At 65.2% G+C, this 25052-nt stretch carries 25 protein-coding genes; 17 read left to right on the top strand and 8 right to left on the bottom strand.

Annotated features, from left to right (window positions below; genetic code table 11):
• The first annotated feature begins 35 nt into the window (after positions 1-35).
• Positions 36-704, top strand: coding sequence for an HAD family hydrolase (locus tag ACWIVK_RS08715; RefSeq protein WP_448576260.1), 669 nt, complete (start codon positions 36-38; stop codon positions 702-704).
• On the opposite strand, the gene ACWIVK_RS08710 is transcribed toward ACWIVK_RS08715, so the two are convergent.
• A complete protein-coding gene (locus ACWIVK_RS08710) occupies positions 701-982 on the bottom strand; it encodes a 4a-hydroxytetrahydrobiopterin dehydratase (RefSeq protein ID WP_448576259.1) in 282 nt (93 codons plus the stop codon). The genes ACWIVK_RS08715 and ACWIVK_RS08710 overlap by 4 nt on opposite strands.
• Before the next feature lie 328 nt (positions 983-1310).
• Here ACWIVK_RS08710 and ACWIVK_RS08705 point away from each other — a divergent pair, with 328 nt between their 5' ends.
• Together ACWIVK_RS08705 and ACWIVK_RS08700 are read left to right on the top strand one after the other, a co-directional pair.
• A complete protein-coding gene (locus ACWIVK_RS08705; RefSeq protein WP_448576258.1) occupies positions 1311-2918 on the top strand; it encodes a hypothetical protein in 1608 nt (535 codons plus the stop codon).
• Positions 2919-3021: 103 nt separating this feature from the next.
• Entirely contained in the window at positions 3022-3495 is a 474-nt protein-coding gene (locus ACWIVK_RS08700; protein ID WP_448576257.1) for a DinB family protein, read from the top strand.
• Between the two features lie 9 nt (positions 3496-3504).
• Here the strand turns inward: ACWIVK_RS08700 and ACWIVK_RS08695 are convergent, their stop codons facing one another.
• On the bottom strand, positions 3505-4542 hold the full coding sequence (locus ACWIVK_RS08695) for a threonine aldolase family protein (protein WP_448576256.1): 1038 nt from the start codon (positions 4540-4542) through the stop codon (positions 3505-3507).
• 151 nt (positions 4543-4693) lie between these two features.
• On the opposite strand from ACWIVK_RS08695, the gene ACWIVK_RS08690 reads away from it, so the two are divergent.
• The 3 genes from ACWIVK_RS08690 to ACWIVK_RS08680 are packed head-to-tail and all read left to right on the top strand — an operon-like array spanning position 4694 to position 7093.
• Entirely contained in the window at positions 4694-5893 is a 1200-nt protein-coding gene (locus ACWIVK_RS08690) for an MFS transporter (RefSeq protein WP_448576255.1), read from the top strand.
• A 7-nt stretch (positions 5894-5900) separates the two neighbouring features.
• The gene (locus ACWIVK_RS08685) at positions 5901-6515 is read left to right on the top strand and encodes a hypothetical protein (protein ID WP_448576254.1); all 615 of its coding nucleotides are present in this window, start codon (positions 5901-5903) and stop codon (positions 6513-6515) included.
• Positions 6512-7093, top strand: a complete 582-nt coding sequence (locus tag ACWIVK_RS08680; protein ID WP_448576253.1) for an FHA domain-containing protein — start codon at positions 6512-6514, stop codon at positions 7091-7093. Before ACWIVK_RS08685 ends, ACWIVK_RS08680 begins: the two co-directional genes overlap by 4 nt.
• Positions 7094-7154: 61 nt before the next feature.
• Here ACWIVK_RS08680 and ACWIVK_RS08675 read toward each other — a convergent pair whose 3' ends face one another.
• Both ACWIVK_RS08675 and rny read right to left on the bottom strand, forming a co-directional pair.
• Positions 7155-7502 (bottom strand): zinc-ribbon domain containing protein, encoded by a 348-nt coding sequence (locus ACWIVK_RS08675; RefSeq protein ID WP_015922822.1) that lies wholly within the window; start codon positions 7500-7502, stop codon positions 7155-7157.
• Between the two features lie 407 nt (positions 7503-7909).
• Positions 7910-9439, bottom strand: a complete 1530-nt coding sequence (gene rny, locus ACWIVK_RS08670; RefSeq protein WP_448576252.1) for a ribonuclease Y — start codon at positions 9437-9439, stop codon at positions 7910-7912.
• 295 nt (positions 9440-9734) lie between these two features.
• Between rny and ACWIVK_RS08665 the strand changes: the two genes are divergently transcribed.
• Genes ACWIVK_RS08665 through ACWIVK_RS08650 form a run of 4 tightly spaced genes read left to right on the top strand, consistent with a single transcriptional unit; the run spans position 9735 to position 13776 of the window.
• Entirely contained in the window at positions 9735-11453 is a 1719-nt protein-coding gene (locus tag ACWIVK_RS08665) for an ABC transporter substrate-binding protein (RefSeq protein WP_448576251.1), read from the top strand.
• 36 nt (positions 11454-11489) lie between these two features.
• Positions 11490-12506, top strand: coding sequence for an ABC transporter permease (locus ACWIVK_RS08660; RefSeq protein ID WP_448576250.1), 1017 nt, complete (start codon positions 11490-11492; stop codon positions 12504-12506).
• Positions 12507-12517: 11 nt separating this feature from the next.
• The gene (locus tag ACWIVK_RS08655; RefSeq protein WP_448576249.1) at positions 12518-13411 is read left to right on the top strand and encodes an ABC transporter permease; all 894 of its coding nucleotides are present in this window, start codon (positions 12518-12520) and stop codon (positions 13409-13411) included.
• 44 nt (positions 13412-13455) lie between these two features.
• Positions 13456-13776, top strand: a complete 321-nt coding sequence (locus ACWIVK_RS08650) for a DUF5808 domain-containing protein (protein WP_448576248.1) — start codon at positions 13456-13458, stop codon at positions 13774-13776.
• Here the strand turns inward: ACWIVK_RS08650 and ACWIVK_RS08645 are convergent.
• Positions 13751-15067 carry an MFS transporter gene (locus ACWIVK_RS08645; RefSeq protein ID WP_448576247.1) on the bottom strand — a complete coding sequence of 439 codons (1317 nt, stop codon included), beginning with the start codon at positions 15065-15067 and terminating at the stop codon, positions 13751-13753. The genes ACWIVK_RS08650 and ACWIVK_RS08645 overlap by 26 nt on opposite strands.
• Positions 15060-15290 carry a DUF951 domain-containing protein gene (locus ACWIVK_RS08640; RefSeq protein WP_448576246.1) on the bottom strand — a complete coding sequence of 77 codons (231 nt, stop codon included), beginning with the start codon at positions 15288-15290 and terminating at the stop codon, positions 15060-15062. The genes ACWIVK_RS08645 and ACWIVK_RS08640 overlap by 8 nt, the downstream gene beginning before the upstream one ends.
• 82 nt (positions 15291-15372) lie before the next feature.
• Between ACWIVK_RS08640 and ACWIVK_RS08635 the strand changes: the two genes are divergently transcribed.
• Genes ACWIVK_RS08635 through ACWIVK_RS08625 form a run of 3 tightly spaced genes read left to right on the top strand, consistent with a single transcriptional unit; the run spans position 15373 to position 18638 of the window.
• The gene (locus ACWIVK_RS08635) at positions 15373-16017 is read left to right on the top strand and encodes a hypothetical protein (protein WP_448576245.1); all 645 of its coding nucleotides are present in this window, start codon (positions 15373-15375) and stop codon (positions 16015-16017) included.
• Positions 15953-17497 (top strand): hydantoinase/oxoprolinase N-terminal domain-containing protein, encoded by a 1545-nt coding sequence (locus ACWIVK_RS08630; protein ID WP_448576244.1) that lies wholly within the window; start codon positions 15953-15955, stop codon positions 17495-17497. The genes ACWIVK_RS08635 and ACWIVK_RS08630 overlap by 65 nt, the downstream gene beginning before the upstream one ends.
• 4 nt (positions 17498-17501) lie before the next feature.
• On the top strand, positions 17502-18638 hold the full coding sequence (locus ACWIVK_RS08625) for a DUF917 domain-containing protein (protein WP_448576243.1): 1137 nt from the start codon (positions 17502-17504) through the stop codon (positions 18636-18638).
• On the opposite strand, the gene ACWIVK_RS08620 is transcribed toward ACWIVK_RS08625, so the two are convergent.
• Complete coding sequence (locus ACWIVK_RS08620; RefSeq protein ID WP_015922795.1) at positions 18622-18876, bottom strand: YggT family protein; 255 nt, start codon at positions 18874-18876, stop codon at positions 18622-18624. The genes ACWIVK_RS08625 and ACWIVK_RS08620 overlap by 17 nt on opposite strands.
• Positions 18877-19019: 143 nt before the next feature.
• Here ACWIVK_RS08620 and ACWIVK_RS08615 point away from each other — a divergent pair, with 143 nt between their 5' ends.
• Both ACWIVK_RS08615 and ACWIVK_RS08610 read left to right on the top strand, forming a co-directional pair.
• On the top strand, positions 19020-19994 hold the full coding sequence (locus tag ACWIVK_RS08615) for a phosphoglycerate dehydrogenase (RefSeq protein WP_448576242.1): 975 nt from the start codon (positions 19020-19022) through the stop codon (positions 19992-19994).
• A 10-nt stretch (positions 19995-20004) separates the two neighbouring features.
• Positions 20005-21066 carry a M42 family metallopeptidase gene (locus ACWIVK_RS08610; RefSeq protein ID WP_448576241.1) on the top strand — a complete coding sequence of 354 codons (1062 nt, stop codon included), beginning with the start codon at positions 20005-20007 and terminating at the stop codon, positions 21064-21066.
• A gap of 6 nt (positions 21067-21072) precedes the next feature.
• Here ACWIVK_RS08610 and ACWIVK_RS08605 read toward each other — a convergent pair whose 3' ends face one another.
• On the bottom strand, positions 21073-21960 hold the full coding sequence (locus ACWIVK_RS08605; RefSeq protein WP_448576240.1) for a VOC family protein: 888 nt from the start codon (positions 21958-21960) through the stop codon (positions 21073-21075).
• An 85-nt stretch (positions 21961-22045) separates the two neighbouring features.
• Between ACWIVK_RS08605 and ACWIVK_RS08600 the strand changes: the two genes are divergently transcribed.
• Both ACWIVK_RS08600 and ACWIVK_RS08595 read left to right on the top strand, forming a co-directional pair.
• Positions 22046-22846, top strand: a complete 801-nt coding sequence (locus ACWIVK_RS08600) for a class I SAM-dependent methyltransferase (protein ID WP_448576239.1) — start codon at positions 22046-22048, stop codon at positions 22844-22846.
• A gap of 125 nt (positions 22847-22971) precedes the next feature.
• The coding region (locus tag ACWIVK_RS08595; RefSeq protein WP_448576238.1) for a xanthine dehydrogenase family protein molybdopterin-binding subunit at positions 22972-25052 on the top strand (2081 nt) is incomplete at its 3' end.

Genomic DNA, 25052 nt, shown 5'->3' with positions numbered 1-25052 from the left:
TGGACTCGGCACGAGCACGTGCAGGGAGTGGATAGATGAGCCGAGACGACCGCGGTGTTCTTTTCGATCTGGACGGTGTCCTCATCGACAGCGAGCAGGCGCATTTCGAGGCCACGCGCCAGGCATTCCGCCACTTGCGCCTCCCCGAACTCACCGAAGACCTCTACCGCAGCCAGATGATCGGCCGACCTGACCGGGAAGCGATCGCCGCAGCGATGCACGCGCTCGGCATCCCCTCCAGCTGGCTCGAACCGGTACTGGAAGCCAAAGCGAGGTTCTATCGGGAACTCTTGGCCACAGGCAGCGTCGACCTCTTGACCGATGGCATCGCCGCGGTCCACGCCGCGCTCGAGGCTGGCTATCCAGTCGCCCTCGTCACCGGGGCGCTGGCCGCCGAAGCGCACTGGACACTCCGCACCGCTGGCCTGATGGGCCGGATCACGACGGTGGTGACGGCAGAGGACGTCCGCGCCGGGAAACCGAACCCAGAGCCCTATCGCACCGCCTGCATCCGGCTCGGGGTCGAGCCTGGACGGAGCGTCGCTGTCGAGGACTCGCCAGCTGGAGTCGCGGCGGGACGCGCAGCAGGGTTGCGAGTCCTCGCCGTCGCCCGCCGCCCCTTCCCCGAGCTCGCCGCAGCCGATCGGGTCGTCACCGTCCTCTCCTGGGAAGCGATCGCCGACCTGTTGGCTCGCCCACGCTAGCTCACCAACTCCGCCAGTTTGCGAGCGAGCGCGATGTCGCGCTCGGTAATTCCCCCTGCTTCGTGGGTGGTGAGCAGCAACTGCACGCGGTTGTACCGAATCGTGATATCTGGGTGATGGCGCGCTTCTTCAGCGAGTTCGGCCACGCGGTTCACGAAAGCCATGGCTTCCCGGAAGTTCTTGAAGGTGTAGGTACGAACGAGCGCATCGCCCTGGCGTTCCCAACCGGGGATCTCCTGGAGAAGAGACGCGATCGTGGCGTCGTCGAGCCGTGCCATGCGAACCCCCTCGTCGTCCAGTAGTCCGTCGGATCGATTGTACCATCGTAACCGGATCGAGACTTGCTGAGAAGACGCTGGGCTATTCTTATTCTCTTCAGAGACTGTTCATATCCAATCCTTCGCCGATTCTTCCACTCGAACACGATCGCACACGGAATCGCAGAGAACGACGAGGCTCTAATTCATAGTTGGCCCTCAGATTTGACATCTGCTGCACGCACTCGTATACTCCCCGCCCGTGCGCTGGGGGACCAGAGGGGTCCCCAGCTATCTGCCGATCGCGTCCTGCAATCGGCAGGAACGCCATGGAACAGGGAGGGAAGGGATGCGAGCAGCACTGAAACAGCTGCTCCTACTGGGCACACTCGCACTTTTCGCCTCGGCCACGCCGGTCGCCGCGGCACCGACACGCAGCGACGATCCGACGACAGCGATCCCAGCTGTCGCCGCACTCTGGGTTCAGTTGGACGGATTCGCCCGCTTTCAGGGCAACGGTCCCACCTGGACGCTCGGTCCCGCCATCCGGGCCATCGCGATCGAGCCGTATCAGGAGGCACCCGGTGGCGCTCGCCTCGTCTACTACTTCGACAAGGCCCGCGTCGAGGTGAGCGACCCGGCCGCTGCCGACTCCCGGCAGCTCACGCTCGGCTTGCTGGTGCGCGATATGATTTCCGGCTCGCTCCAAGTCGGAGACCGGCGTTTCATACCGGTCGCACCAGCTGACATCCCGGTCGCGGGAGACGTGACCCAGAACGACCGTGCTCCCACCTATGCATCGCTCCGAGCAGTCGCGACGATCGGCGACGCCGCCACTGAGCGCCGTGCCCCCGACCGCACCGGTCAGCTGGTGACCGCTGCCCTCCGACGCGATGGCCGGGTCGTGTCCGACGCCGTGCCAGGGTCATCCGTCCACATCGCCGTCTACGAGTCCACGAGTGGGCACAACATCCCGAGCATCTTCTGGGAGGCGCTGCAGCACCAGCCCTTGCCGTGGCTGACACTGACCGGCTATCCGCTCACCGAGCCGTATTGGGTGCAGACGCGCGTCGCCGGTACCGAGCGACTCGTCCTCGTGCAGGCATTCGAGCGACGCGTGTTGACCTACGACCCCACCAATCCCCCCGGCTGGCAAGTCGAATGGGGCAACGTCGGGCTCCACTACCGGCTCTGGCGCGGGATCGCCGGTTCCCCGGACCCGGAAGTCCACGCACTGGCCAGTGGCATGCCCTTCGGTGACGTGCTGGTCGCCGCCGCTCGCGCTGCACGAGTCGACCCGTATCTCTTGGTCGCCCTGGCCACCGTGCTCACCCACAACGATCCACTCGCAGCCAACGCGCGGGGACTCGGACTGCTGCTCGTCCCCCGCGAGCGACTGGTCAGCGAGCCATACCCGCTCGATCCGAGCGTCAACGCGCGCCTGGCGGCCCAGTTGTTGGCCCAGGCGATCGCCCAGGCAGGCATCGAAGGCGGACTCGCCCAGTATCTCGCCGCCTCCGGCAGCCGTGCGCGTCCGGACGATGTCCTGCACACCGCCGACGACCTCCGTCAGCGTTTTCCGCCCGGTGCCTCCGTGCCGAGTGGCCCAGCTCTGACCGAAATCGGGCGCGGACATGCTGCCTTCTACGACCCGAGTTACGATGTCGCCTGGTGGGAGCGCACGCTCGCAGCCTATGCGAGTTGGGGTGGCGCCGTAGCCGACGCTGCGCCTGATCCGCACGGCTACTATTGCGTGCACCCCGACTTCCGCCCCGGTCAACGCCTGCTGCTGATCGCGAACGGTCAGGCACTCTGGTGCACGATCGGTGACACGGTCGCACCTGGTCACATCGCCGCCTGGCGCAGCCGCTGGGTCATCGAGTTGTCCTGGCCGACCTTCGGCGCGCTCGGTCTCGACCGGCACAACGAGGTCATCGTCTGGGGACCAACCGAGTGAGCGAGTCACTGCTCGTCGCTCATCGACGCGAGAACCGTCGCTGCGGTAACATCGGCTCGCCGCTCTCGACCCCTGCGTGCGCTCACCGGGAAGAGGAGGGACCATGGAAGCGCTGACGCAACTGCTCCGCTTCAACCACTGGGCCAACCGGCTGATCGTCGAGCACTGCCGATCCGTCGATCCCGCCCTGCTCGATGCGCCGCCACCGCCTGGTGTCTATGGATCGGTCCGGGCGACTCTGGCGCATCTCGCCTGGGCAGAAGCGCTGTACGTCTCACGCTTGCGCGGCGAAGAGCCGGTCGATCTCCCGGCCGATGCCTCGCTCGACGAGATCGCCACCTCGCTCGAGCGCACTGGACGCGAACTGCTCGAGCTCGCAACGAGCGTTCCAGGCGACCGAGTGATTTCGTATACGTCAGCCGTTTTCGGGCCCGTCTCGGTCCCCGCTGCAGCGATCGTCGCACAAGCCATCGTGCACGGCTGTGATCACCGGTCGCAGCTGGCGGTGCTCTTCACCCAACTGGGCGCACCGCTCCCGGAACTCGATGTCTGGCGCTTTGTCGGCATCCGCCGTTGAGCACGACGATCAGCGGCGTCCGAGAACGACCTGGCGGACCGCCTGGATCGCCCGCTCGATATCCTGGCGCGTCACGTCGAGATGCGTCACCGCTCGCACGCGGTAGCGACCGACCGCACCCATCCGGACGCCTTCGGCGAGCAGCGCTTCGGTGAACGCTGCAGCCGTCATTCCCGTGTTCTGGACGTCGAAGAAGACGATGTTCGTTTCCACCTCAGCGGGATCGAGTCCGATCCCGGGAGTTTCCGCCAGCCCTTCGGCGAGGAGCCGCGCATGCGCATGATCCTCGGCCAATCGCTCGACATGGTGCTGGAGCGCGTAGATACCGGCTGCGGCCAAGATGCCAGCTTGGCGCATCGCGCCGCCGAACATCTGCTTGTACCGGCGAGCTAGCCGCATCGTCTCACCGTCGCCGGCCAGCACCGCGCCGACCGGGCAGCCGAGCCCTTTGGAGAGATCGATCCAAACGGTATCGACCGAGCGGCACCAGGTCGCGGCCGGTATACCGGTCGCGACCACAGCATTGAGCAAGCGAGCACCGTCCATGTGCACCTTGAGACCTAGCCGATGCGCGGTCGCGCACACGGCCTGCAGCGTCTCGATCGGCCAGATTTTCCCACCGCCTCGATTGTGCGTGTTCTCGATGCAGACCAGCGTCGTCGGTGGCGTGTGAACGCCATCCCCGGGATCGGCTGCCGCTTCGACCTGCTCCGCCGTGAAGACCCCCCGCACACCGTCGACGAGGTAGGTCAGCACACCGCACACGAGTCCCGGTCCCCCGGCCTCCGACGTCACCGGATGGGCGGTCCGCTCGATGATGATCCGGTCACCTGGCTGGGTATGGACCTTGATCCCGACGAGGTTGCACATGGTTCCTGACGGGAGGAAGAGCGCTGCTTCCTTCCCGGTGAGTTCGGCTACCATTTCCTGCAAGCGATTGACCGAAGGATCTTCACCCAGCTGCTCGTCGCCGACCTCTGCCTCGGCCATGACCCGGCGCATCGCCGGAGTCGGTCGTGTCACGGTATCGCTGATGAGATCGATCATAGCCCGATGTTCCTTTCTGTTCGGCTGCAAACTGCCACCGGTATCGATGGCACCAGCGTACTCCGATCCGGCAGCGCACACCGCTGCGAGGCGGCGCTTGCTCGCGCCTGGCCGCGTCTCCGTATACTACCGCGGATAGGCTGGGGGCGGGATGGGAGGCAACGTCGCCACGGAAACGGCGGCCACCCGGGCAACGGCGTGGCGGCTCTTCGCCGGATCGCTCTTCAACGAGGGAGCGATCGGCTTCTTCTTTACGCTCTGGCCTCTCTATATCGCGTCGCTCGGCGCCTCGCCGGCCGAGATCGGGCTGGTCATCGGAGCGTCCGGCGTCTTGCGCCTGCTTTTCCTGCTTCCCTCCAGCTGGCTCGTCGATCGTTTTTCGCTGCGACTTCTGGTGGCTGGGATGCGCGCCGTCGCCGCGCTCGGCTTCATCCTCTGCGCACTCGTCCGCGAATGGTGGCAACTCTTCCCAGGATTGATCGCCATCAATGCTGGTGTCATCGCCTTTCCAGCGCTGAGCACGCTCATCGCTGGTCTCGGTCGCGCGAGCGAGGAGCGCACCCGCTACTTCACCCTGATCTACACCGTCGCTCCTTCGGTCGCCACGATCCTCACGCCGGCCGCCGCTGGCTGGTTAGCGGAGCGCTGGGGACTGCGCACGACACTCGTCGCTGCCAGTCTCGCCACCGCTGCTGCCGCGGCCACCTTCGCGACCGTGCGGGTTCCCGAGCATGCGACTGCCTCGACAGCCGGTGGATCGTATCGAGAACTGTTGCATCACCGCTCGATCCTGCTTTCAGCCGGGCTCATGGTCGTGACGATCGGCGGCATGATGCTCGGGTGGGTGCTGGCGCCGAACTACCTTCAGGAGGTCCATGGAGTCAGTCTCGAGCGGATCGGCTGGCTCGGCTCGATCGCTGCCATTGGGAGCACGCTCTTGAGCATCGGTGTCCATCGTAACCGCTGGCTGCAAGATCCCTTCAACACGCTCCTCGCGGCGACGGGAGCGGTGTCAGTGGGCTTTGCGCTCCTCCTGCTAGGACGCGATTTCAGTGTCTTCCTCGTTGCCTATCTCTTGCGTGGAGGATTTCTGGTCGCTTGGTCGGCATTTTATTCGGTCTTCGGAATCATCACACCGGAACACTTGCGCTCGCGCGTCTTCGCTTTAGCCGAGATTCTCGGCGGCCTCGGCACGACGGCCGCCCCGTTCCTCGCGGGCTTCCTCTACGAACTCGATCCACGCCTGCCGATCGCCGCTGGCTTGGTCTGCAGCCTGGCGCTTCTGTTCGCAACGAGGGCAGTGCACCGCGCAGCTCGGGTGCGGAGCACGACCATGCTTTCTGCTGGCTGACCGAAAGATGCCCAAGATCATCCGCCGTCCCCGTTCACCGACCGAACGCACCCAACGAGCCGCCGAGTGGGCCCGCTGGTTCACTGGCGACCGCAGCATCACCGCGTATCGGCGAGAACTCGCGCAGCTGACTGGACTCGGTGCCGATCTCGCCTGGGAACTCGTCAGCGATCTGGCACCGCTCTTGGTCGAGCGCGTTCCGGCCCAATTAGGTGCCCAAGCTCTCTTGGCCACCGTCACGCTGGTGGCAGCACAGCCCAAGCCGCGAGAGGCAGGCTGGGCACTGCTGGCGACCGTCACCGAAGAACTCACCCCAGCGCATGCCCGTACCGTGCTCGAAACATTGGCCTTGGGCTGGCAGGCGAGCTCCACCGCGCTCACCAGCACGCAGCGCCGCCAGGCGATCGAGCGTGAACTCCGATGCGTGATCCGTCGACTCGCTGCCGGTGGCGGTGCTGGCCTCGATGCGCTCAGCGCGGTCGTCGCTGTGTTGGGCACCTCGGAGAGAGGCGACGACAGCGCTATACTGGAGAGCACCGAAGGGCCTTACCGGGAGCACGGCCGGGAGGAAATGGCCCAGCCACCGCAGACCGGGGCAGGGAGAGCGGAGGTCGAACGATGAGCGCGCAGGTTTGGCTCGGTGTCGTGTTCCTCGTGCTCATCGTGATTTGGATCGTCGAACTCGTCTGGATCGCCCGTTCGGCGGAAAGCTGGGGACAAGACGCGCTGACCATGGTTTCGGGAGCAGCGATCTTCTTCGTTCTGGCAGCGCCGGTCGCGCTCCTCGCACCGGGGCTCGTTCAGCGAGTCGCCGATTTTTGGGAGGCATTGGTTCGCCCGTTCGGGACGCGAGCGCACCAGCGACGTCAGAGCACCCCACGCCTCGTCATGCCGGGGAAAACGGTGCTCCTCGAGCAAGAGCGTATCCGGATCGGCCGTTACCAGAACAACGACATCGTGATCGATCACCCGACGGTTTCGGCGTATCATGCTGAACTCGTTCGGCGTCCGGACGGCCGATACGAACTCCTCGATCGCGAGAGCCGGAACGGCACCAGGATCAACGGCACTCCCGTACGGCAGGCGATCCTGCGGGACGGCGATCAGATCACGATCGGTGCGATCACGGTCCATTATCTGGAGGGATCGAAGACGGTCGAAGCGCTCAATCGAGGCGGTGTTCCCCTCCGGCGGCGTTGAACAAAACGAGACCGCCCGGCGAGGGCAACCGGGCGGTCTTGCCTTCAGTACGAACGAGCGATCAGTAGCCGGACGAGACCGTGCGACGAGCGCGGAAGCAGTCGGAGCAATAGACGGGTCGGTCCTGCCGGGGCAGGAAGGGAACCATCGTCTCGCGACCACAGTCGCTGCAGATCGCCGGGTACATCGGTCGATCCTGGCGCGCCTCACGCGGCTCGCGGCTGCGGTAGGCTGGGGCGTCTCCGCGCCCCGAGCGCCTCGCCCGAGCAGCCTGGCGGCAAGTCGGGCAGCGCGAGGGCTCGTTGGTGAAGCCCTTATCCGCGTAGAACTGCTGCTCGCCAGCCGTGAAGACGAATTGAGTGCCGCAGTCGCGGCAAGTCAGGACCTTGTCTGTGAACCCGAAACTCATCTCTTGGGTCTCCTTAGGACTTCTTGTGGGCACGGAGCATGACCCCCGCCCCACTGGACTCGACTCACTCTAGCCTTGGGGGTTCGCCGCCGAGATGAGTCCGGGGAGACAGGCCCTCGCTGTCGCCTCGACCACGCGCGCGGTACCCTCGGCTATTGATTCATTATAACACACCGAGCGCTACGCCGCAAGAGTCGAATCCTGCCACAGGTAGCGCACACGGCCCGCCCGATGCGCCGAAGATGCTCTCGCGCAGAAGAGGACGCTCGGTCACGGACGCTGCCGGAGTGGGACCGGTCCCCACTGCGCGGCCGATCCGCTGGCTGGGCGAGGCCGGGCTGTCCAGCAACCGGAATCGCGCAAACGAAAGAGCCGGTACCCCCAAACAGGGCACCGGCTCGGACTCGCTAGCGCGCGTAATCGATCGCGCGTGTTTCGCGGATGACCGTGACCTTGATCTGTCCGGGATAGTCCAGCGTGTCCTGAATCTTCTTGACGACGTCGCGGGCCAGCCGCAACGCGCCATAGTCATCGATCTGGTCCGGCTTGACCAGGATGCGGACCTCGCGTCCTGCCTGGATCGCGTAGGCTTTTTGCACACCAGGGAAGGAGGTCGCTACGCTCTCCAGCGCCTCCAGCCGCTTGATGTAGGCTTCGAGCATCTCGCGTCGTGCTCCCGGCCGAGCCCCGCTGATCGCATCCGCTGCAGCAACGATGAACGCCTCGACGGTCCGCGGCTCTTCCTCACCGTGATGCGCCGCGATCGCATGGACGATCTTGGCCGAGCGGCCGAGACGCCGAGCGATATCGGCACCGATCAGCGCGTGCGGTCCCTCGACTTCATGGTCGACCGCCTTACCGATATCGTGGAGAAGTCCCGCAGTCTTCGCGACATTGACATCGGCGCCCAGTTCCGCTGCTAGCGCTCCAGCGATCAACGCGACCTCGATCGAATGCTGGAGCACGTTCTGGCCATAACTCGTGCGGAAGCGGAGCCGACCCAGCAAGCGGATGAGATCCGGATGCAACCCTTGGACTCCCGCCTCCAGCGCAGCCCGCTCTCCCTCTTCCCAGATGATCTGCTCGACTTCTTGACGCGTCTTCTCGACGACTTCTTCGATCCGCGCCGGGTGGATTCGGCCGTCCTGGATCAACTTCACGAGCGCACGCCGGGCGATCTCCCGGCGGACCGGATCGAACGACGAGAGCGTCACCGCTTCCGGCGTATCATCGACGATGAGGTCGACGCCCGTCGCTTGCTCCAACGCGCGGATGTTGCGCCCTTCCCGGCCGATGATGCGTCCTTTCATGTCGTCACTCGGCAACGGGACAACGGTCACCGTCGCTTCCGCGACATACTCGGAGGCGATCCGCTGCATAGCCGTTGCCAGAATCATACGGGCACGCTGGTGCGCCTCCTCGCGAACCTGCTGCTCGAGTTCGCGAACCTGGCGATTGAGGATTTCGCGCGCTTCTTCGATCGCTTGCTGGATGACCAGCTGGCGCGCTTCCTCCAGCGACAGCTGTGCCACCCGCTGCAGCTCCGCCTGTCGCTCTTGCTCGAGCCGAGCGACGTCTTGCAAGCGCTCCTCGATTTCCTTCTCCTGTGCCTGGATCTTGCGTTCTCGCTTCTCCAGATTCTCCAGACGCCGGTCGAGCTGCTCTTCCTTGGCCTGCAGTCGCCGCTCCAAGCGCTCGACCTGCTGGCGTCGCTGCTGGTACTCCTGCTCGAGCTCTTCCCGCAACTTGAGGGCCGCATCCTTGGCTTCCAACAGGATTTCGCGCTGCCGTGCCTCGGCCTCCTCGAGGAGTCGCCGCACCTCGTCTCCCGTCGCTCGCAGGCGCGAGCGCGCTGCCCGCTGCAAGTACAGATACGTTCCGACTGCCGCAGCGATCGCTGCCACGATCGCCGCAGCGACCACCAACACGATCTCCATCGCTGCGCCTCTCCTCGATGCTTCGTTTGGTAATGTACGAGGTCGTCACGCGGATCGGCGGACGACCGTCGGTAGGGGAACTGCCCGCTCGTAAGGATACCCCGCTCAGCGGATGCCCGCCAATCTGCGATGTCACCGGGATACCCGGACTTCATTATGGTACGAGCGACCGAGAGGCGCACCAAAGCAGCCTGCACCCGCCCGATGAGCAAAACGCTCGCTTGACATGGAACGCCCACATGACCAGAATTCTTGGTGTCATCGCGGCTCAGCAATGACGAGGAGGAGACAGACCATGGCCGAACAGCGAGAAGAGAGGTGGCTGACTGTCGCCATGCAGCGGCGCCGTTTTCTCCGGCTCACCGCCCTCGGGGCGGGAATCGCTGGCCTAGGTCTCCTGACGGCCTGCGCACGCCAGGAGGCGACGCCGACTCCGGCGCCAGCCGCGACGCCACCCGAACCGGCCCCAGCACAGACGCCAGCTGCTGCCGCCTCCCCCGCACCAGCCGGCGGCACCTTCGTCATCGCACGTCTCACCGATACGATCACGCTCGACCCCTCGCGCCAGTACGAACTCACCTCACCGATCGTCATGGGCGCATGCTACGAGCGCTTGGTCACCATCCAGCCACCGGATATCCGGACAGTCCAGTTTCAGCTGGCCGAGAAGGTCGATATCAGCCAGGACGTGACGACCTATACCTTTATCTTGCGCGCCGGTCCCCGCTTCGCGTCCGGCAACCCCGTGACGTCGGCTGACGTGGTCTTCAGCTTCAACCGGTTGCGCGAACTGAAGGACAACCCCTCCTGGCTGGCCGACATCATCCAGACGATGGAAACGCCCGACGAGCGCACCGTCCGCATCACTTTGACCGAACCCAACGCCGCGTTCTTGGCCATGCTCGTCTCGCCGAACTTCTCCATTCTCGACTCCCAGGTCGTCAAGCAGCAGGGTGGAACGGACCAGCCAGGTGCAGACAAGACCGACAAGGCCACCGAATGGCTCAACCAGAACTCGGCTGGCTCCGGTCCCTTCGTCCTCAAGGGCTGGGTCAAAGAACAAGAGATCGTCATGGAGCGCAACCCCAACTACTGGGGCTCCCCAGCTCCGCTGGAACGCGTCATCATCCGGCACGTCCCCGATCCCACCGCTCAGCGGCAGTTGCTCGAGCGCGGCGACGTCGACGCTGCCCACAATCTGGACGCTGACCTCATCGCCGAGGTCGAGCGCGCGGGAACTGCCCAGATCGTGCGCGGTGACACGCTCGACACCGAATACTTCGCCATGCACACCAGCCCGACGGTCGGCAAGGAACTGGCCGATCGGCGCCTGCGGCAAGCGATCGCCTACGCCATCGACTACGACGGGATCATCCAGCAACTGCTGCGGGGCGCAGCGGTCCGCCCGCCCTCGGTGATTCCCAGTGGTCTGCTGGGCGTCGCCGAAGCCGAGGACGCCCGCTATCGGACCGACCCCGAGCGGGCCAAGCAGCTTCTCGCCGAAGCCGGGCTGGCCAACGGCTTCGAACTGACGCTCACGTTCAGCAGTGGCGGAACCGAGGTCGGTGGAGTGTCCTCCGAAGTCCTCGCCAGCAAGATCGCCGATGACTTGCGCAAGGTCGGGATCCGCGTCACGCTCGATCCTCGTGCACCGGACGTGCGCCTGGCGGATTACCGAGCTGGGAAGCTGCAATGCACGATCTCCGGGTGGACTCCGGACTTCCTCGACCCGCACGGCTGGGCCATCCCCTTCGGTGTCCCGGGCGAGGCAGCAGCCAAGCGCGTGGCATACGACAATCCGCAAGTCGCGGATCTGTTCCAACGCGCCGCCAAGACCGCCGACCCGCAAGAACGCGCTCGCCTCTATGCCGAGGGACAGCGGCTCCTCAACCAGGACGCGCCCTTCCTGTGCCTCTACCAACCCAAGGCCCAGATCGCGGTCGGGAAGAACGTGCAGGGATACGTGTTCGATCCGGTCATCGGGGTCGATCTGAGCAAGGTCCGCAAGAGCTAGGATCGGCATCCTTCAGCCGCCCGAGGAGCCTGGACGATGTTCGGCCGTTTCGTCCTGCGCCGCCTGCTCGTCACGATTCCGCTCCTCGTCGGGGTGACCGTGGTGATCTTCGCGGTCTCTCACCTGATCCCCGCCGATCCACTCATGGCTATCCTGCCGGAGCGCGCCGCCAACGATCCGCAGACGGTGCAGATGTACCGGGAGCGCTGGGGGCTCGATCGCTCGCTCCCGGAGCAGTATCTCTTCTACCTGCGCAATCTCCTGCGCGGCGATCTCGGCGAGTCGTACACCTCGCGCCGCCCCGTGATGCAGGACCTGCGCGAGCGCTTTCCGGCGACGGTCGAACTGGCGCTGGCCGCGATGCTCTATGCTGTCACGCTCGGGCTGACCTTGGGGATACTCTCGGCCATCTGGTACGAGCGCTGGATCGACCACGTGGCCCGGCTCATCGCCTTGATCGGTGTCTCTCTGCCGGTCTTCTGGCTGGGGCTCTTGGCACTGCAAGTCTTTTATGCCAATCTCCGCCTCTTACCCGGTCCGGGGCGCATCGATCCGCGTCTCACCGCTCCGCCCTTCCGGACCGGCTTCTACACGATCGATAGCCTCTTGGCCGGTGATTGGTCGCTCTTCCTCAACGTGCTCTCTCATCTCGTGCTTCCTGGAATGGTACTGGGCAGTTACGCCATGGGCATCATCGCGCGGATGACCCGGTCGGCGCTCCTCGATGTGCTCAGTGCCGAGTACATCCGCACAGCCCGCGCCAAGGGATTAGCCGAACGGCGGGTCATTCTGGTCCACGCGTTGCGCAACGCCCTCATCCCGACCGTCACGGTGATCGGACTGACTTTCGGGAGCTTGCTCGCTGGTGCCGTGCTGACCGAGACCATCTTCGCCTGGCCTGGTATCGGCCGCTATGCGGTCGATGCCGCGATGAAGCTCGACCTTCCGGCCGTCATGGGCGTGACCTTGCTCATCGCCCTGGTCTACGTCGTCGTCAACTTCCTGACCGATGTGCTCTACGGCGTTCTCGATCCGCGGATCCGCGTCAGTTGAGGAGCGACCGCATGGTGACGACCGCCCGACCAGCCGAGCGCTTGGCAACGTCCCGTAGCTGGTCGGACCGCCCCGGTTTCCGCGTCCTTCGGGCGCTGCTGCGGCGCCCCAGTGCCGCGGTGGGATTGGTCATTCTGCTCTTCTGGATCATCGTCGCGTTCACCGTCACGTTCGTCGTTCCCTTCGACCCGCTGGCGACCGATGTCAGTGCCCGCCTCCAACCACCCAACGCCACGCACTGGTTCGGCACCGACGACCTCGGACGAGACATCTTCCGGCGAACGCTCTACGGCGCACGGATCTCCCTCCCAGCTGGTTTCCTCACGGTCGCTGGCGCCTTGCTGATCGGCTCGGTCATCGGCGCGATCGCTGGCTATGCTGGGGGCTGGGTCGACGTCATCCTCATGCGCATTGCCGACATGGTCCTGGCATTCCCCTCCATCGTGCTGGCGATGGCGATCGCGGCTGCGCTCGGACCGGGGCTCAAGAACGCGCTCATCGCGATCGTCGTCGTCCTCTGGCCGGAATATGCGCGTCTGATGCGCGCGCAGGTGCTGGCCATCAAGTCGCAGGAGTTCGTCACTGCGGCTGAGTCGCTCGGGGCCAGCCGACTCCGTCTCCTGCTCGTCCATATCTTGCCCAATACCCAGGCACCGCTCGTGGTCAAGGCCACGCTCGACGTCGGCGCAGCGATCGTTCTCACGGCAGGACTCTCCTTCATCGGACTCGGCGCCGTTCCTCCCGCACCCGAGTGGGGCGCGATGATTCGGGAGGGACAGCGCCGCTTCAGCCAATGGTGGATGGCGACTTTCCCCGGCTTGGCGATCTTCAGCGTCGTCATGGCGCTCAACTTCCTCGGTGATGGTCTGCGCGACGCGCTCGATCCGCGGCGTCGCGGCCGCTAAGTCGGTCAAGCGAAAGAAGGGGAAAGCGAGGAAGGAGCGAACCGATGCGGAAACTGTGCACGCTGCGCGGGCTCGCGCGGTGGCTCACCTGGAGTCTGATCGGTGCCGCCCTGTACCACCAACTGCGCCGCCCACCCCAGGAACGAACCTGGACCGGCCGGATCGGGCCGATCCCCTACGATTTCCGGCTCCCCTCAGTGGAACGGATCCGCGCGCGCTTTTGGAACCCTGAGGACTCGCGCCTGTTCACTCCGATGCCCTGGGGCATCGGCTGGTCGGTGAACCTCGCTGTGCTCGGCGAGCACCTTCGCCCAGTACGCGAGCGACTGCGAACCCGGGTCACGCGCGCCGCACCCCGCGAGTGAGCTGCCAGAAGGCAGCGATCACCAGGACTACGCCGATCCCCAGCAGGACGGCCGTGATCCCGAAGAGATCGGCTAACGCACCGGCACCGAACACCGGGAAGAACGCGACGCTGTTCGAAACCGTGAAGAAGACCGCCAAAACACGCCCCCGCGCATGTTCCGGCGCCTCGGACTGCAGGAGCGCTTGCGCCGGCGCCCGGACCAGCCCATCGGCCAGTCCGAGCAGTGCCGCCAGCACGATGGCAGCGGCGAGCGCCATCGCCTTCTCGGAGAAGAGATCCGGCACGACGGCGAGCGCCGTCAGGAGCAGACCGCCGCTGAGCAGCGCGAGGTCAGCCGTCCGCTCGGCACTGACCCGGTGCGTCACCGCATCGACCGCCAGGGTACCCAGGACGACGCCGAGGCCGGCCGGTATGACGAGATAGGCGATGTCTTCCTTTGCCAACCCGAGGACGCGCGTCACATACCCCGGTCCGAGCGCCGCGATCATGAGATAGGTCGCGGTGGCGACTGCGAGGTACGCGATCGCCTTGCGCAGCAGGCGACGCCCCGTCGAAAGGCGCACTCCCTCCACCATGTCACGCCAGACGCCCGCGAGCAGCGCCCGGAAGCCGATCGCACGACTGCCCTCGTGACCACGCGTTCGCGGCAGTGCGACGCTGAGGACCGCGCTCACAACGAAGAACAGAATCGTCGCCGCGAGCACCGCACGGACGCCGACGAGCTTGATGACCACCGGGCCGACCACCGCAAATCCAGCGAGTTGCGACACGGTGAAGGTGAGATGGAACAAGGCATTGGCGCGCACCAGCTGCCCAGAGGGAACGATACTCGGCAAGAGCGACCAGAGCGCGGGGCCGAAAAACTGCCCTACAGTCCCCGACGCGAAGGCCAGGACGTAGATCACGGAGAGTGCGGCGAGCGGGCTCCAGCGCGCCTCGACGAAGAGCAGTCCGACCACCGCGAGCGCGCGCAGGAGATTGGTCACGATCAAGAGCGTCCGACGATCGAACCGATCAGCCGTCACGCCGGACAAAGGGCTGACAAGGACAGCCGGTACCGAGAAGCTGAGCACCGCCAAGCCGACAGCGGTATTCGCCGGCAGAGCCGAGCCGGCACGCTCGATCACGCCCTGGACGAGCACGAGCAACGCGAAGTTGACCGCATTCTGGGACGTCTGGGAGAGCGTCTGAACGAGCCAGAGCACGAGAAACGGTCGCTGCCGGAGCAACACTCGCGGCCGGGTTGTCAGCTCTTCCGGTCGTGGTTCGAGCGTCTCGACGCTACCCATCGGTCGGCCGGGGCGGGAGCACGAGCGGTGGTTTCTCCGAGCGGGAAACGAACGACTTGAGTCGTCGCCGGAACTCGTGCCGCGGGAGCATGATGCGCCGGCCACACCCGAGGCAGCGCAGCCCGATGTCAGCCCCCACCCGGACGACCACCCAATCGGTCGCCCCACACGGGTGCGGTTTCCGCAAGCGAACGACATCGTCGACGCGGACATCGAGCGTCATGCTCGCCTCCCGCCAGGGAGTATAGCGATTGTGTCGATCGGGACGTCCGGTGCTAGACTGCGCTGCGGTGGGAGGGAAGCGCGTGTTGATCCGATTCATCCTGGCTGTCGGCTGGCTCATCGCGGTACCGCTCACCTGGGCCGCAGCGATCTGGTTGATCGTCGCGCGCAATGTGGGCGCGATCTCCGACTTCTGGGCACCCATGCGGCTGCTCGCAGCGGCTACCTTCCTGGCGGCGCCAGCTCTCACCTTCCTGCCGCTCGAACGCGCGACGCGCGTTCCTTTCCTAGGCATCGAGGCGATCGCGGGATGGTCGACGACCCTCTTCGTTTGGACCTTCGTCGATCCGTCTCGACTGCGTAATCCACTCGCGATCTCGATCGTGCTCCTCCCGCTCCTCGTCGCCGTCTCGACGCTCTTCACCGTGCTGAGTGCCGCGCTCGAACATCGCTGGGCAACGAGGGCCGGAAAAGAGACCGATCCCCTGCGCGCCCGGCGACGCGGCTATGTCCTGGCGCTCTTCGTGGTCGGCTGCCTGCTCTTGCATTCTCTGGAGGCACTGACGCTCATCAATGCCGCTATGCTCGGCTTGATCGCTCTCCTGGCCGAAGTGATGGCTATGGCCTGGTTCGCACCGGTTCGAGAAACGGGAGAACGACGCGGTGGCGCGACTGGGAATCGACGTCGGTGGAACGAATACCGACGCGGTCCTCTTGGACCGCGTTGAGGTTCTCGCCTGGGCCAAGGAACCGACGACACCCGACGTGAGCACCGGCATCTTGCGCGTGGTACGCGATGTCCTGGCGCAGGCACGGATCGCCCCGGACGAGATCCGCGCCGTGATGCTCGGGACCACCCACTTCACCAATGCCGTCGTGCAGCGGCAGGAACTCGCCCGTATCGCGGTGCTCCGCCTCGGGCTTCCAGCGACTGCATCCATCCCACCACTGGAGGATTGGCCCGATGACCTCCGCGATGCCGTTGCGGGATTCGTCGCGCTCCTTCCCGGTGGGCACCAGTTCGATGGCCGCGAGATCAGTCCGCTGGATCACTCGGCACTGATCCAGGTCTGCGAACGGATCGCGGAACTGGGAATCCGTTCAGCGGCAGTCACCGCCGTCTTCTCGCCAGCGACACCTGCCCACGAGGACGCGGTGGCCGATTTTCTCGCCAGCCGAGTGCCAGGACTGCACATCACCCGCTCCCGCGAGATCGGACGGCTCGGACTTCTCGAACGCGAGAATGCCGCTGCCCTCAACGCCTGCCTCGTGCCCCTCGCCGAGCGGACGATCCGGGCCATCCAGGACGCGCTCGGCGAGCTCGGACTGGCGGCACCGCTCTACCTCAGCCAGAACGATGGCACGCTCATGACAGCCGATTTCGCCACTCGCTATCCTGTCCTCACCTTCGCGTCGGGACCGACCAACTCGATGCGCGGCGCGGCTGTCCTGAGCGGTCTGCACGATGCCATCGTCCTGGACGTCGGGGGGACGACGACCGATGGTGGTGCCCTGGTCAACGGCTTTCCCCGCGAGGCATCGTTCGCGGTCACGATCGGTGGCGTCCGCACCAACTTCCGCATGCCGGACGTCGTATCGATCGGGCTGGGCGGAGGTAGCCTCGTCGCGCCGGACGGGCGGAGTGTCGGTCCGCGCAGCGTCGGATTCCGGCTGATGCAGGAAGCCCATATCTTCGGCGGCAAAACGCTCACCGCCAGCGATATCGCGGTCGCTGCCGGACGAGCGCGCTTCGGAGATCCAATGTGCGTGGCCGATCTCTCTCCCGCGGTCGTCCAACGAGCTCTCGCGATCATCGACCAGCGACTCGCCGAACTCGTCGATAGCCTCAAGACCTCCGCCGGACCAGTTCCCGTCATCGTCGTCGGTGGCGGAAGCGTCCTCGTACCGGACCGGCTCGAAGGAGCGAGCGAGGTGATCCGGCCACCCTACGCAGCGGTCGCCAACGCCATCGGCGCCGCGATCGCCCAAGTGAGTGGTGAAGTCGACCGGATCGTCTCTCTGGAGGGACAGACGCGGGAGAGCGCATTGGCCGCCGCACGCGAAGACGCTCGTCGAGCAGCCATCGCCGCTGGTGCCGACCCAGCCACCGTGAGCGTGGTGGAGGTGGAAGAGGTGCCCATCGCGTATCTGCCGTCGAATGCCGTCCGGATCCGCATCAAAGCAGTCGGGGATCTCCGAGGAGGCTGAGGCGATGTGGGAGTTGGACGAGGAGAAGCTGGAGGCCATCGCCATCGGGGCAGGCATCTTGGGCACCGGCGGAGGCGGCAATCCCTATTACGGCAAGCTCTATGTCCGGCGTTTGCTGCGAGAAGGACGACGCATCACCATCGTTTCTCCCGAAGATGTGCCAGACGATGCCGTGGTCGTCTCGGTCGGGGGGATGGGTGCACCGACGATCGGCATCGAGCGGATCCATCGGGGCGACGAACCACTGGCAGCCCTGCGCGCGTTGGAGGCGCACCTCGGCCGGCGCGCGACCCATCTCGTTCCGGGGGAGATCGGGGGAGCCAACGCACTCCGGCCGATGGCCGTCGCGGCCCTCGCTGACCTACCAGTCGTGGATGGTGACGGGATGGGACGCGCCTTCCCAGAACTCCAGATGGATACCTTCGCGATCTACGGAGTTCCAGCGACACCAGCGGCCTTGGCCGATATTTTTCACAACATCATCGTCTTTCCCTGGCTGCAGGACGCCGTGACGTTGGAACGCTACGCTCGGGCCGTGACCGTCCAGATGGGCGGGGCAGCCGGCTTCGCCTTTCCCGCCATGAGCGGGGCGGACCTGCGCCGGACCGTGATTCCCTACACGGTGACGTTGGCCCTGCGACTCGGAGAAGCAGTGCTCCGAGCCCGCCGCGAGCACCGTGACCCGATCGCTGCGGCACTCGCGGTCACCGGTGGGTGCGTCCTCTTCCGCGGTAAGGTGGTCGACGTGGAGCGCCGGTTAGCCGCCGGGTTCGCGCGGGGAGTCGTTCGACTCGAGGGGCTCGGCGAGGACCGCGGGAGCGAGCTCCGCATCGATTTCCAGAACGAGAACTTGATCGCTCGCCGCGACAGTAACGTTCTCGCGGTCGTCCCGGACCTCATCTGTCTCGTCGATCGAGAGACAGCCGAACCAGTCACGACCGAGGTGGTTCGCTACGGCTTGCGCGTCGTGGTCCTCGGTATCCCGGCACCAATGCTCCTGCGGACCCCGGAGGCACTCGCGGTGGTCGGGCCACAGGCCTTCGGCTATCGCGACGTCGTGTACCGTCCGTTACCGGGCCTCTACGGGGGAGACCGCATCGCGGCCGAGCGACGCGCTGAGGCGCTCAGGAAACCGCGTTGACGAGCATCATACGCAAGAGATAGATCAGCAACAGGGCGACGAGCGGCGAGAAATCGATGAACCCGGTGCGAGGCATGACCCGGCGAATCGGGGCGATGATCGGCTCGGTGATCTGGAGCAGGATCTGGGAGATCGGCCAGCGAGCTCCCGGATCGAACCAGGAGAGGATCGCCCGAGCGATGATCGCGAACTGCATGACGGAGAGGAAAGTGAGGAGCACATTCAGTACCAGCGTCACGGTATGGAATCCTCCAGTTCGCTCAACTTGCTCAAGCGTACTCCCCAGCGACGTCAGCGTCAAATCGAGTCGTTTCGCGTACAATGGCGCGGGTGTGCCGGCGGAAGTGCTGTCCGATGAGCAGGAGGGAGCAGCAGTCGACGATGGGTAAGGATGTTCTGGTTCTGACATGGAAATACTTCTCGGCTCGCGAGGAGATCGCACGCTTTCTCGAAGAGCGCGGTTGCCGTTTCATCGAGAAGGAGATCCGCTACCCGGTCGACGAGGAGCAGCTGTGCGAGTTGGTCCGTGACGTCGACGGCTTGGTCGTAGGACTCGAGCCGATCACGGCACGCGTTCTCGCCCACGCGAACCGACTCAAGGTGATCAGCACGAGCGGCGTCGGCTTCGACAATATCGATGTCGCCGAGGCGACCCGGCGCGGCATCGTCGTCGCTAACTGCCACGGGGCCAACGAGCATTCGGTCGCCGAACTCGCCTTCGGGCTCATGCTCACGCTGGCGCGGGGGATCCATCGATCGGACCGACTGATGCGCGAGGGCCGCTGGGAGCCCTACTTCGGGGTGGAGTTGTGGGGGAAGACACTCGGCGTCGTCGGACTGGGCCGGTCGGGACGCGCGGTCGCACTGCTCGGACGCGGGTTCGGGATGCGCGTCCTGGCACACGATATCGTTTGGGACACCACGTTCGCCAATGCTCACGAGATCAGCTATGTCCCACTCGAGAAGCTCCTCCGCGAGTCGGACTTCGTCTCGCTCCACGTCCCGCTCACCCCGGATACCCGGTACCTGATCGACGAACGAGCCCTCGCGCTCATGAAGCCGACCGCCTTCCTCATCAACTTAGCCCGCGGTTCGGTCGTCAAGCAGTCGGCACTCGTCGAGGCTCTGCGGCGTGGTCAGATCGCTGGGGCCGGTCTCGACGTCTTCGAGGTCGAGCCGATTCGCGACAATCCGTTCGTCGAGTTCGAGAACGTCGTCATGACACCGCACCTCGGCGGCTCGACCGAGGAGGCACGCGAGCGCACACTCGATCTCTCCCTAACGAACGTCTGTAACGTGTTGAACGGACGGCCACCGCATCATCAGGTCAATCCAGAAGTTCGCATCGGTAACTGAGGAGGCAGGGATGCTGCGCGACGAGCAGAAATCGTTCTTGCTGCGGTTGCTGGATGCTCCCAGCCCCTCTGGTTTCGAGGAAGCGGCCGCACGTATCTGGCGCGAGGAAGCCAGCCGCTTCGCCGATGACGTCTGGGTCGATCACAACGGCAACAGCTACGCCCGCTTGAGAGCGAACACCCCGACTGTCCTCATCGAAGGTCATATCGACGAGATCGGGCTCATGGTCACCCACATCGATGACCAAGGATACCTCTGGTTTCGTGCCATCGGCGGCTGGGATGACCAGATCTTGACCGGGCAACGCGTCCGCATCCTCACGCGACAAGGCCCGGTCCTCGGCGTCATCGGGCGCAAACCAGCGCACCTGCTGTCGGAGGAAGAAAAGGGACGTGCCAGTCGGATCAAGGATCTGTGGATCGATATCGGCGCGCGCGATGGCGACGAGGCGCGCGAAGTCGTCCGGGTCGGTGACCCGATCGTCATCGAGCAACCGCCCCTCGAATTGCGGAACCGCCGGCTGGTCGCACGCGGGCTGGACAACCGGATGGGTGCCTTCATCGCGTTGGAGGCACTGCGGGCGCTCGCCGCTGAGCGCCCGCCTCTGGATATTGTCGCGCTCGCGGCGACGCAGGAAGAGATCAGCTTCCTCGGTGCGCGGGCAGCAGCCTTCGGGCTAGAGCCGATCGTGGCGATCGTCATCGACGTGACCCACGCGACCGATCATCCGGATGCCGACAAACGGGGTGCCGGCGACGTCCGTATCGGCGGGGGTCCCGTCCTCGATCGCGGCTCGATGGTCCATCCGCTCGTCTTCGAGCGCTTGTTGGCGGCCGCCGAGGCGGAAGGGATCACGGTTACGCTCTCCGCTGCCCCGGTCCGCACCGGGACCGATGCGGATGCCATCGCCCCGGCCCGGGCCGGTATTCCCTGCGGGCTCGTCTCGGTTCCGAACCGGTACATGCATTCGCCGAACGAGTTAGTGAGTCTGGACGACCTCGACGCCGCGATCCGCCTGATCGCTCGCTTCGTCCGCGACCTCGGGCCGAGCCCGGATTTCCGTCGACAATGAGCGGACTCAGGCCGGCGTCCAGAGCTCGACTTCCAGATCATCGTAGTCGCGTGTGCGAGCTCCCTCGCCCAGTGGACCCTGCAATCCGCGCTCGATCGGGCGGTGTGCTCGCTGCAAGCGGTCGAGCACGGTTTCCCAGGCAGCGCGCTCCGGCACGACGACCGCGAAGCGAACGAGGCCACGGCATCCTGGCGGTGCGGGATCAGCGCGACGGCTGTGCCAGATGTTGAGGCCGAGATGATGGTGATAGCCGCCGGCAGCGACGAAGAGCGCCCCGGGGTAGGAGCGCTGGGTGACCTCGAATCCGAGCAGCTCGGCGTAGAAGCGCTCGGCCAGCTCGAGACTGGAAACCTGGAGATGCACGTGCCCAATACGGGCGGTCGCTGGCATCTGTCTCCAGGGATCCGGACTCGCCTCGAGCTCGCGCAGGAGATCGCGCACGTCCAAGGGCACGGTCGTCATCGCCACGACCTCGCGCCGCGAGCGTGGCCACTGTTCGCGCGGCCGATCAGCGTAGATCTCCAGCCCATTCCCTTCGGGATCGGAGAGATAGAGGGCCTCACTCACACCGTGATCGGACGCGCCAGCGAGTGGCCAGCGATGCTCGACGAGATGCCGGAGCATGCGAGCCAACTCCATGCGAGCAGGTAAGAGGATCGCTGCGTGATAGAGACCCGGAGCACGTTCAGGTCGGGGTGGAGCCGCCGGATCCCATTCGAGGAGGAAATGCGGTATCGAGGAATCAGGCGGCAGGACGGCCAGCAGGCGATCGCTCACGGGCTGGATAGTATAGCCGAGCATGCCGGCATAGAAGCGGCTGACGAGTTCCGCGTCGGCGATACGCAACGTCACCGGTCCGAGCCAGGTGCTCGCTGGCAAAACGAAATCCGACACCGTGGACTCCTTTCGCTTAAACGGTTCCGATGGCAAGAATAGCAGCCCGGCGACCTGGTTCACGAGAGAGGACGGAAGATCCGCCATGATCCAGCGGCTGACCACGGAACGCGTGACGCCGGAGAGCTGGGCCCTCCGCGTCACCTACTGGCAAAGCCTAGCTGCTTATCGCTGGGCGAGCCAGCTGGCCACTGGCGCGTCCGTGCTCGACGTCGGTTGTGGAGTCGGATACGGGTCAGCTGAGCTGGCCCGAACCGCACGACTGGTCATCGGTCTCGACCTCGATCTCCCCACGCTCCAGCGCGCACGTCGCCGTTATGCCGCCTCGAATCTCGCCTGGATCCGTGCCTCGGCCGAACGGATCCCGTTCCGTGCCGCCTCGTTCCAGCTCGTCTGCTGCTTCCAAGTCCTCGAGCACCTCCCGGATCCAGAATGCTTTCTCCGCGAGGCACGTCGCGTCCTCGTTCCTGGGGGACGCCTGATCCTCACGACTCCCAACCGGCCAGCCGTCTTCAGTGGGCTGAACCCCCATCACGCCCAGGAATACGACGAAGCGAGTCTGCGAGCGCTGGTCACCAGCATCTTTCCGCGAGTCGAACTCCTGGGAGTGTTCCCGAGCGCTCGGGTCCTCGCCTACCGCACAGCCAATCGCCGACTCGTCGAGCGCATTCTTCGCCTCGATCGGTTGGGGTTGCACCGGCATCTTCCGACCGAACTCCGTGCATTCTTGCACGCGGTCGGCACGTTCGTTGTCCGCCATTGGCTCAACCAGCGCCAGCGCGAAGTCGTCGCCAGCATCGGTATCGACGACTTTCGCATCGCAGCAGGTGATCTGGCTCGAGCGATCGATCTCGTCGCGATCGCATGTAACGAGAGGGACACGTGAGCGTTCGGCGATCTCGAGCTCCCCTCTTGACGAACGGGTACTTCAGGACTGACAATGAGACCGAGCGATTCGCACGACGCAGAACCGTCGGCAGAAGGGAACAGTGGTCGGGAAGGGGTTCGGCGATGGTACTCAGTCGAATGGTCGGGGCACGTGTCCGTCGCAAGGAAGACCCGCGGCTCATCACCGGCTCGTCACAATACGTCGATGATCTTCAGCTCGGGGGGATGCTGTACGCGGCGTTCGTCCGCAGCGCGTATCCACACGCGATCATCAAGCGGATCGACCCTTCGCCCGCCTTGGCTCTGCCCGGCGTGGTCGCAGTGATCACGCACAAGGAACTGGGACAGTGGCTGAAGGGAGCAGTCCAGTTGGGCGCGGGCGAGGGGGAGGGCGAAGCACCAGCCCAGCAAGAGGATCAGGCTGGTCCACCCCAGCACGAACTCCTGGCGATCAACCGCGTGCGCTACGTCGGACAGCCGATCGCCGTCGTACTGGCGACCGAACGGTATCGCGCCTATGACGCGGCTGCTGCCGTCGAGATCGAGTACGAGCCTCTGCCCGCGGTCGTCGATCCAGAAGAGACGATGAAGGAGGGCGCGCCCCAACTCCATGCGACGGTGAAGAACAATATCGCGATGCATACCAGTCATCAGCACGGGGATATCGAGAAGGCGTTCGCTGAGGCCGACATCATCGTCAAGCAGCGTTTTTATCAGCAACGCCTCGTCTCGGTTCCGATGGAGCCACGCGCAGTGGCTGCTGCCCCCGATCCGCTGACACGCGGGGTCACCGTCTGGTCATCGACGCAAGCCCCACACAATAACCGGAATTCGCTCGCTCAAGCGCTCGGCTTGAGCCATGGGCAGGTGCGCGTGGTCGCTCCAGAGGTCGGCGGGGGCTTCGGCGCCAAGATCGGTGCTTATCCGGAGGATATCATCCTGGCTGCGCTCGCCCTGCACTTGCACCGACCGGTCAAGTGGTACGAGACACGCTCCGAGCACTTCATCGCCACGAACCAGGGTCGTGGTCAGGTAGCGTACTATGAACTGGCCGCAACGAAGGAGGGACGCATCCTCGGCCTGCGGGCCAAAGTGATCCAGGATCTCGGAGCCTACCCCAAGGTCATGCTCCTGGCGGGACTGACTGCGATGATGTCCGTCGGGGTCTACGATATTCCCAACCTCTCGATCGAGACCTACAGCGTGTTGACCAATACCACGCCGGTCGGTGCCTATCGCGGCGCTGGTCGACCAGAGGCAGCCTACTACATCGAACGGATGATGGACCTCTTGGCCCGCAAGCTCGGCAAGGATCCCGCCGAGGTCCGGCGCCTGAATTTCATCCCGCCCGAAAAGTTCCCCTACCAAACGCCGGCTGGTGCACGGTACGATTCGGCCGAATACGAGAAGAACCTGAACAAGGCGCTGGAACTCTCTCGCTATCACGAATGGCGACAGAAGCAACAGGAACTCCGCCAACAGGGTCGTTTCATCGGCATCGGGTTGGCCACCTACACCGAGATCTGTGGCTTCGGTCCCTTCGAGAGTGCATCGATCCGTGTCGAGCCGACCGGTGCGGTGATCGCCTACACCGGTACGTCGCCGCATGGCCAGGGACTGGAGACAGCACTGGCCCAGATCATCGCCGATGAGATCGGCGCAGACTTCGACCAGATCGTCGTCCTGCACGGTGATACGCAGAGCGTTCCCGAAGGCGTGGGAACGATGGGGAGTCGCAGCTTAGCGGTCGGTGGTGGAGCGATGCTCCTGGCCGCGCAGCGGATTCGCGAGAAGGCGCTGCGCATCGCAGCACATCTCCTGGAAGCGGCTGTCGAGGATGTCGAGTTCGCCGACGGAAAGTACCGCGTGAAGGGTGCTCCCGATCGTGCCGTCACGCTGGCCGAGATCGCACGAGCAGCCTACAGCCCCGGTTTGCCACCTGATATCGAACCGGGCTTGGTGGTGACGGACTACTACGCGCCGCCGGGTGTGCTGTTCCCCTTCGGGACGCACGTCGCAGTGGTCGAGGTCTTGCCCGAGACCGGCGAGGTCAAGATCCTCGCGTACTACTCGGTCGATGACTGCGGCCCCCGCATCAACCCGCTCCTCGTCGAGGGCCAGGTGCACGGCGGCTTGGCCCAGGGGATCGCCCAAGCCCTCTGGGAAGAGGTCCGCTACGACGAGAACGGCCAACTCCTCACCGG

The organism is Thermomicrobium sp. (genome assembly GCF_053493975.1).
The sequence above is the reverse complement of the archived record's forward strand: the minus strand, read 5'-3'. Positions and strand labels throughout refer to the sequence as shown.

Coding starts and splice junctions, on each gene's coding strand:
- ACWIVK_RS08715 (WP_448576260.1), top strand. CDS start 36: ATGAGCCGAGACGACCGCGGTGTTCTTTTCGATCTGGACGGTGTCCTC.
- ACWIVK_RS08710 (WP_448576259.1), bottom strand. CDS start 982: ATGGCACGGCTCGACGACGCCACGATCGCGTCTCTTCTCCAGGAGATC.
- ACWIVK_RS08705 (WP_448576258.1), top strand. CDS start 1,311: ATGCGAGCAGCACTGAAACAGCTGCTCCTACTGGGCACACTCGCACTT.
- ACWIVK_RS08700 (WP_448576257.1), top strand. CDS start 3,022: ATGGAAGCGCTGACGCAACTGCTCCGCTTCAACCACTGGGCCAACCGG.
- ACWIVK_RS08695 (WP_448576256.1), bottom strand. CDS start 4,542: ATGATCGATCTCATCAGCGATACCGTGACACGACCGACTCCGGCGATG.
- ACWIVK_RS08690 (WP_448576255.1), top strand. CDS start 4,694: ATGGGAGGCAACGTCGCCACGGAAACGGCGGCCACCCGGGCAACGGCG.
- ACWIVK_RS08685 (WP_448576254.1), top strand. CDS start 5,901: ATGCCCAAGATCATCCGCCGTCCCCGTTCACCGACCGAACGCACCCAA.
- ACWIVK_RS08680 (WP_448576253.1), top strand. CDS start 6,512: ATGAGCGCGCAGGTTTGGCTCGGTGTCGTGTTCCTCGTGCTCATCGTG.
- ACWIVK_RS08675 (WP_015922822.1), bottom strand. CDS start 7,502: ATGAGTTTCGGGTTCACAGACAAGGTCCTGACTTGCCGCGACTGCGGC.
- rny (WP_448576252.1), bottom strand. CDS start 9,439: ATGGAGATCGTGTTGGTGGTCGCTGCGGCGATCGTGGCAGCGATCGCT.
- ACWIVK_RS08665 (WP_448576251.1), top strand. CDS start 9,735: ATGGCCGAACAGCGAGAAGAGAGGTGGCTGACTGTCGCCATGCAGCGG.
- ACWIVK_RS08660 (WP_448576250.1), top strand. CDS start 11,490: ATGTTCGGCCGTTTCGTCCTGCGCCGCCTGCTCGTCACGATTCCGCTC.
- ACWIVK_RS08655 (WP_448576249.1), top strand. CDS start 12,518: ATGGTGACGACCGCCCGACCAGCCGAGCGCTTGGCAACGTCCCGTAGC.
- ACWIVK_RS08650 (WP_448576248.1), top strand. CDS start 13,456: ATGCGGAAACTGTGCACGCTGCGCGGGCTCGCGCGGTGGCTCACCTGG.
- ACWIVK_RS08645 (WP_448576247.1), bottom strand. CDS start 15,067: ATGGGTAGCGTCGAGACGCTCGAACCACGACCGGAAGAGCTGACAACC.
- ACWIVK_RS08640 (WP_448576246.1), bottom strand. CDS start 15,290: ATGACGCTCGATGTCCGCGTCGACGATGTCGTTCGCTTGCGGAAACCG.
- ACWIVK_RS08625 (WP_448576243.1), top strand. CDS start 17,502: ATGTGGGAGTTGGACGAGGAGAAGCTGGAGGCCATCGCCATCGGGGCA.
- ACWIVK_RS08615 (WP_448576242.1), top strand. CDS start 19,020: ATGGGTAAGGATGTTCTGGTTCTGACATGGAAATACTTCTCGGCTCGC.
- ACWIVK_RS08610 (WP_448576241.1), top strand. CDS start 20,005: ATGCTGCGCGACGAGCAGAAATCGTTCTTGCTGCGGTTGCTGGATGCT.
- ACWIVK_RS08600 (WP_448576239.1), top strand. CDS start 22,046: ATGATCCAGCGGCTGACCACGGAACGCGTGACGCCGGAGAGCTGGGCC.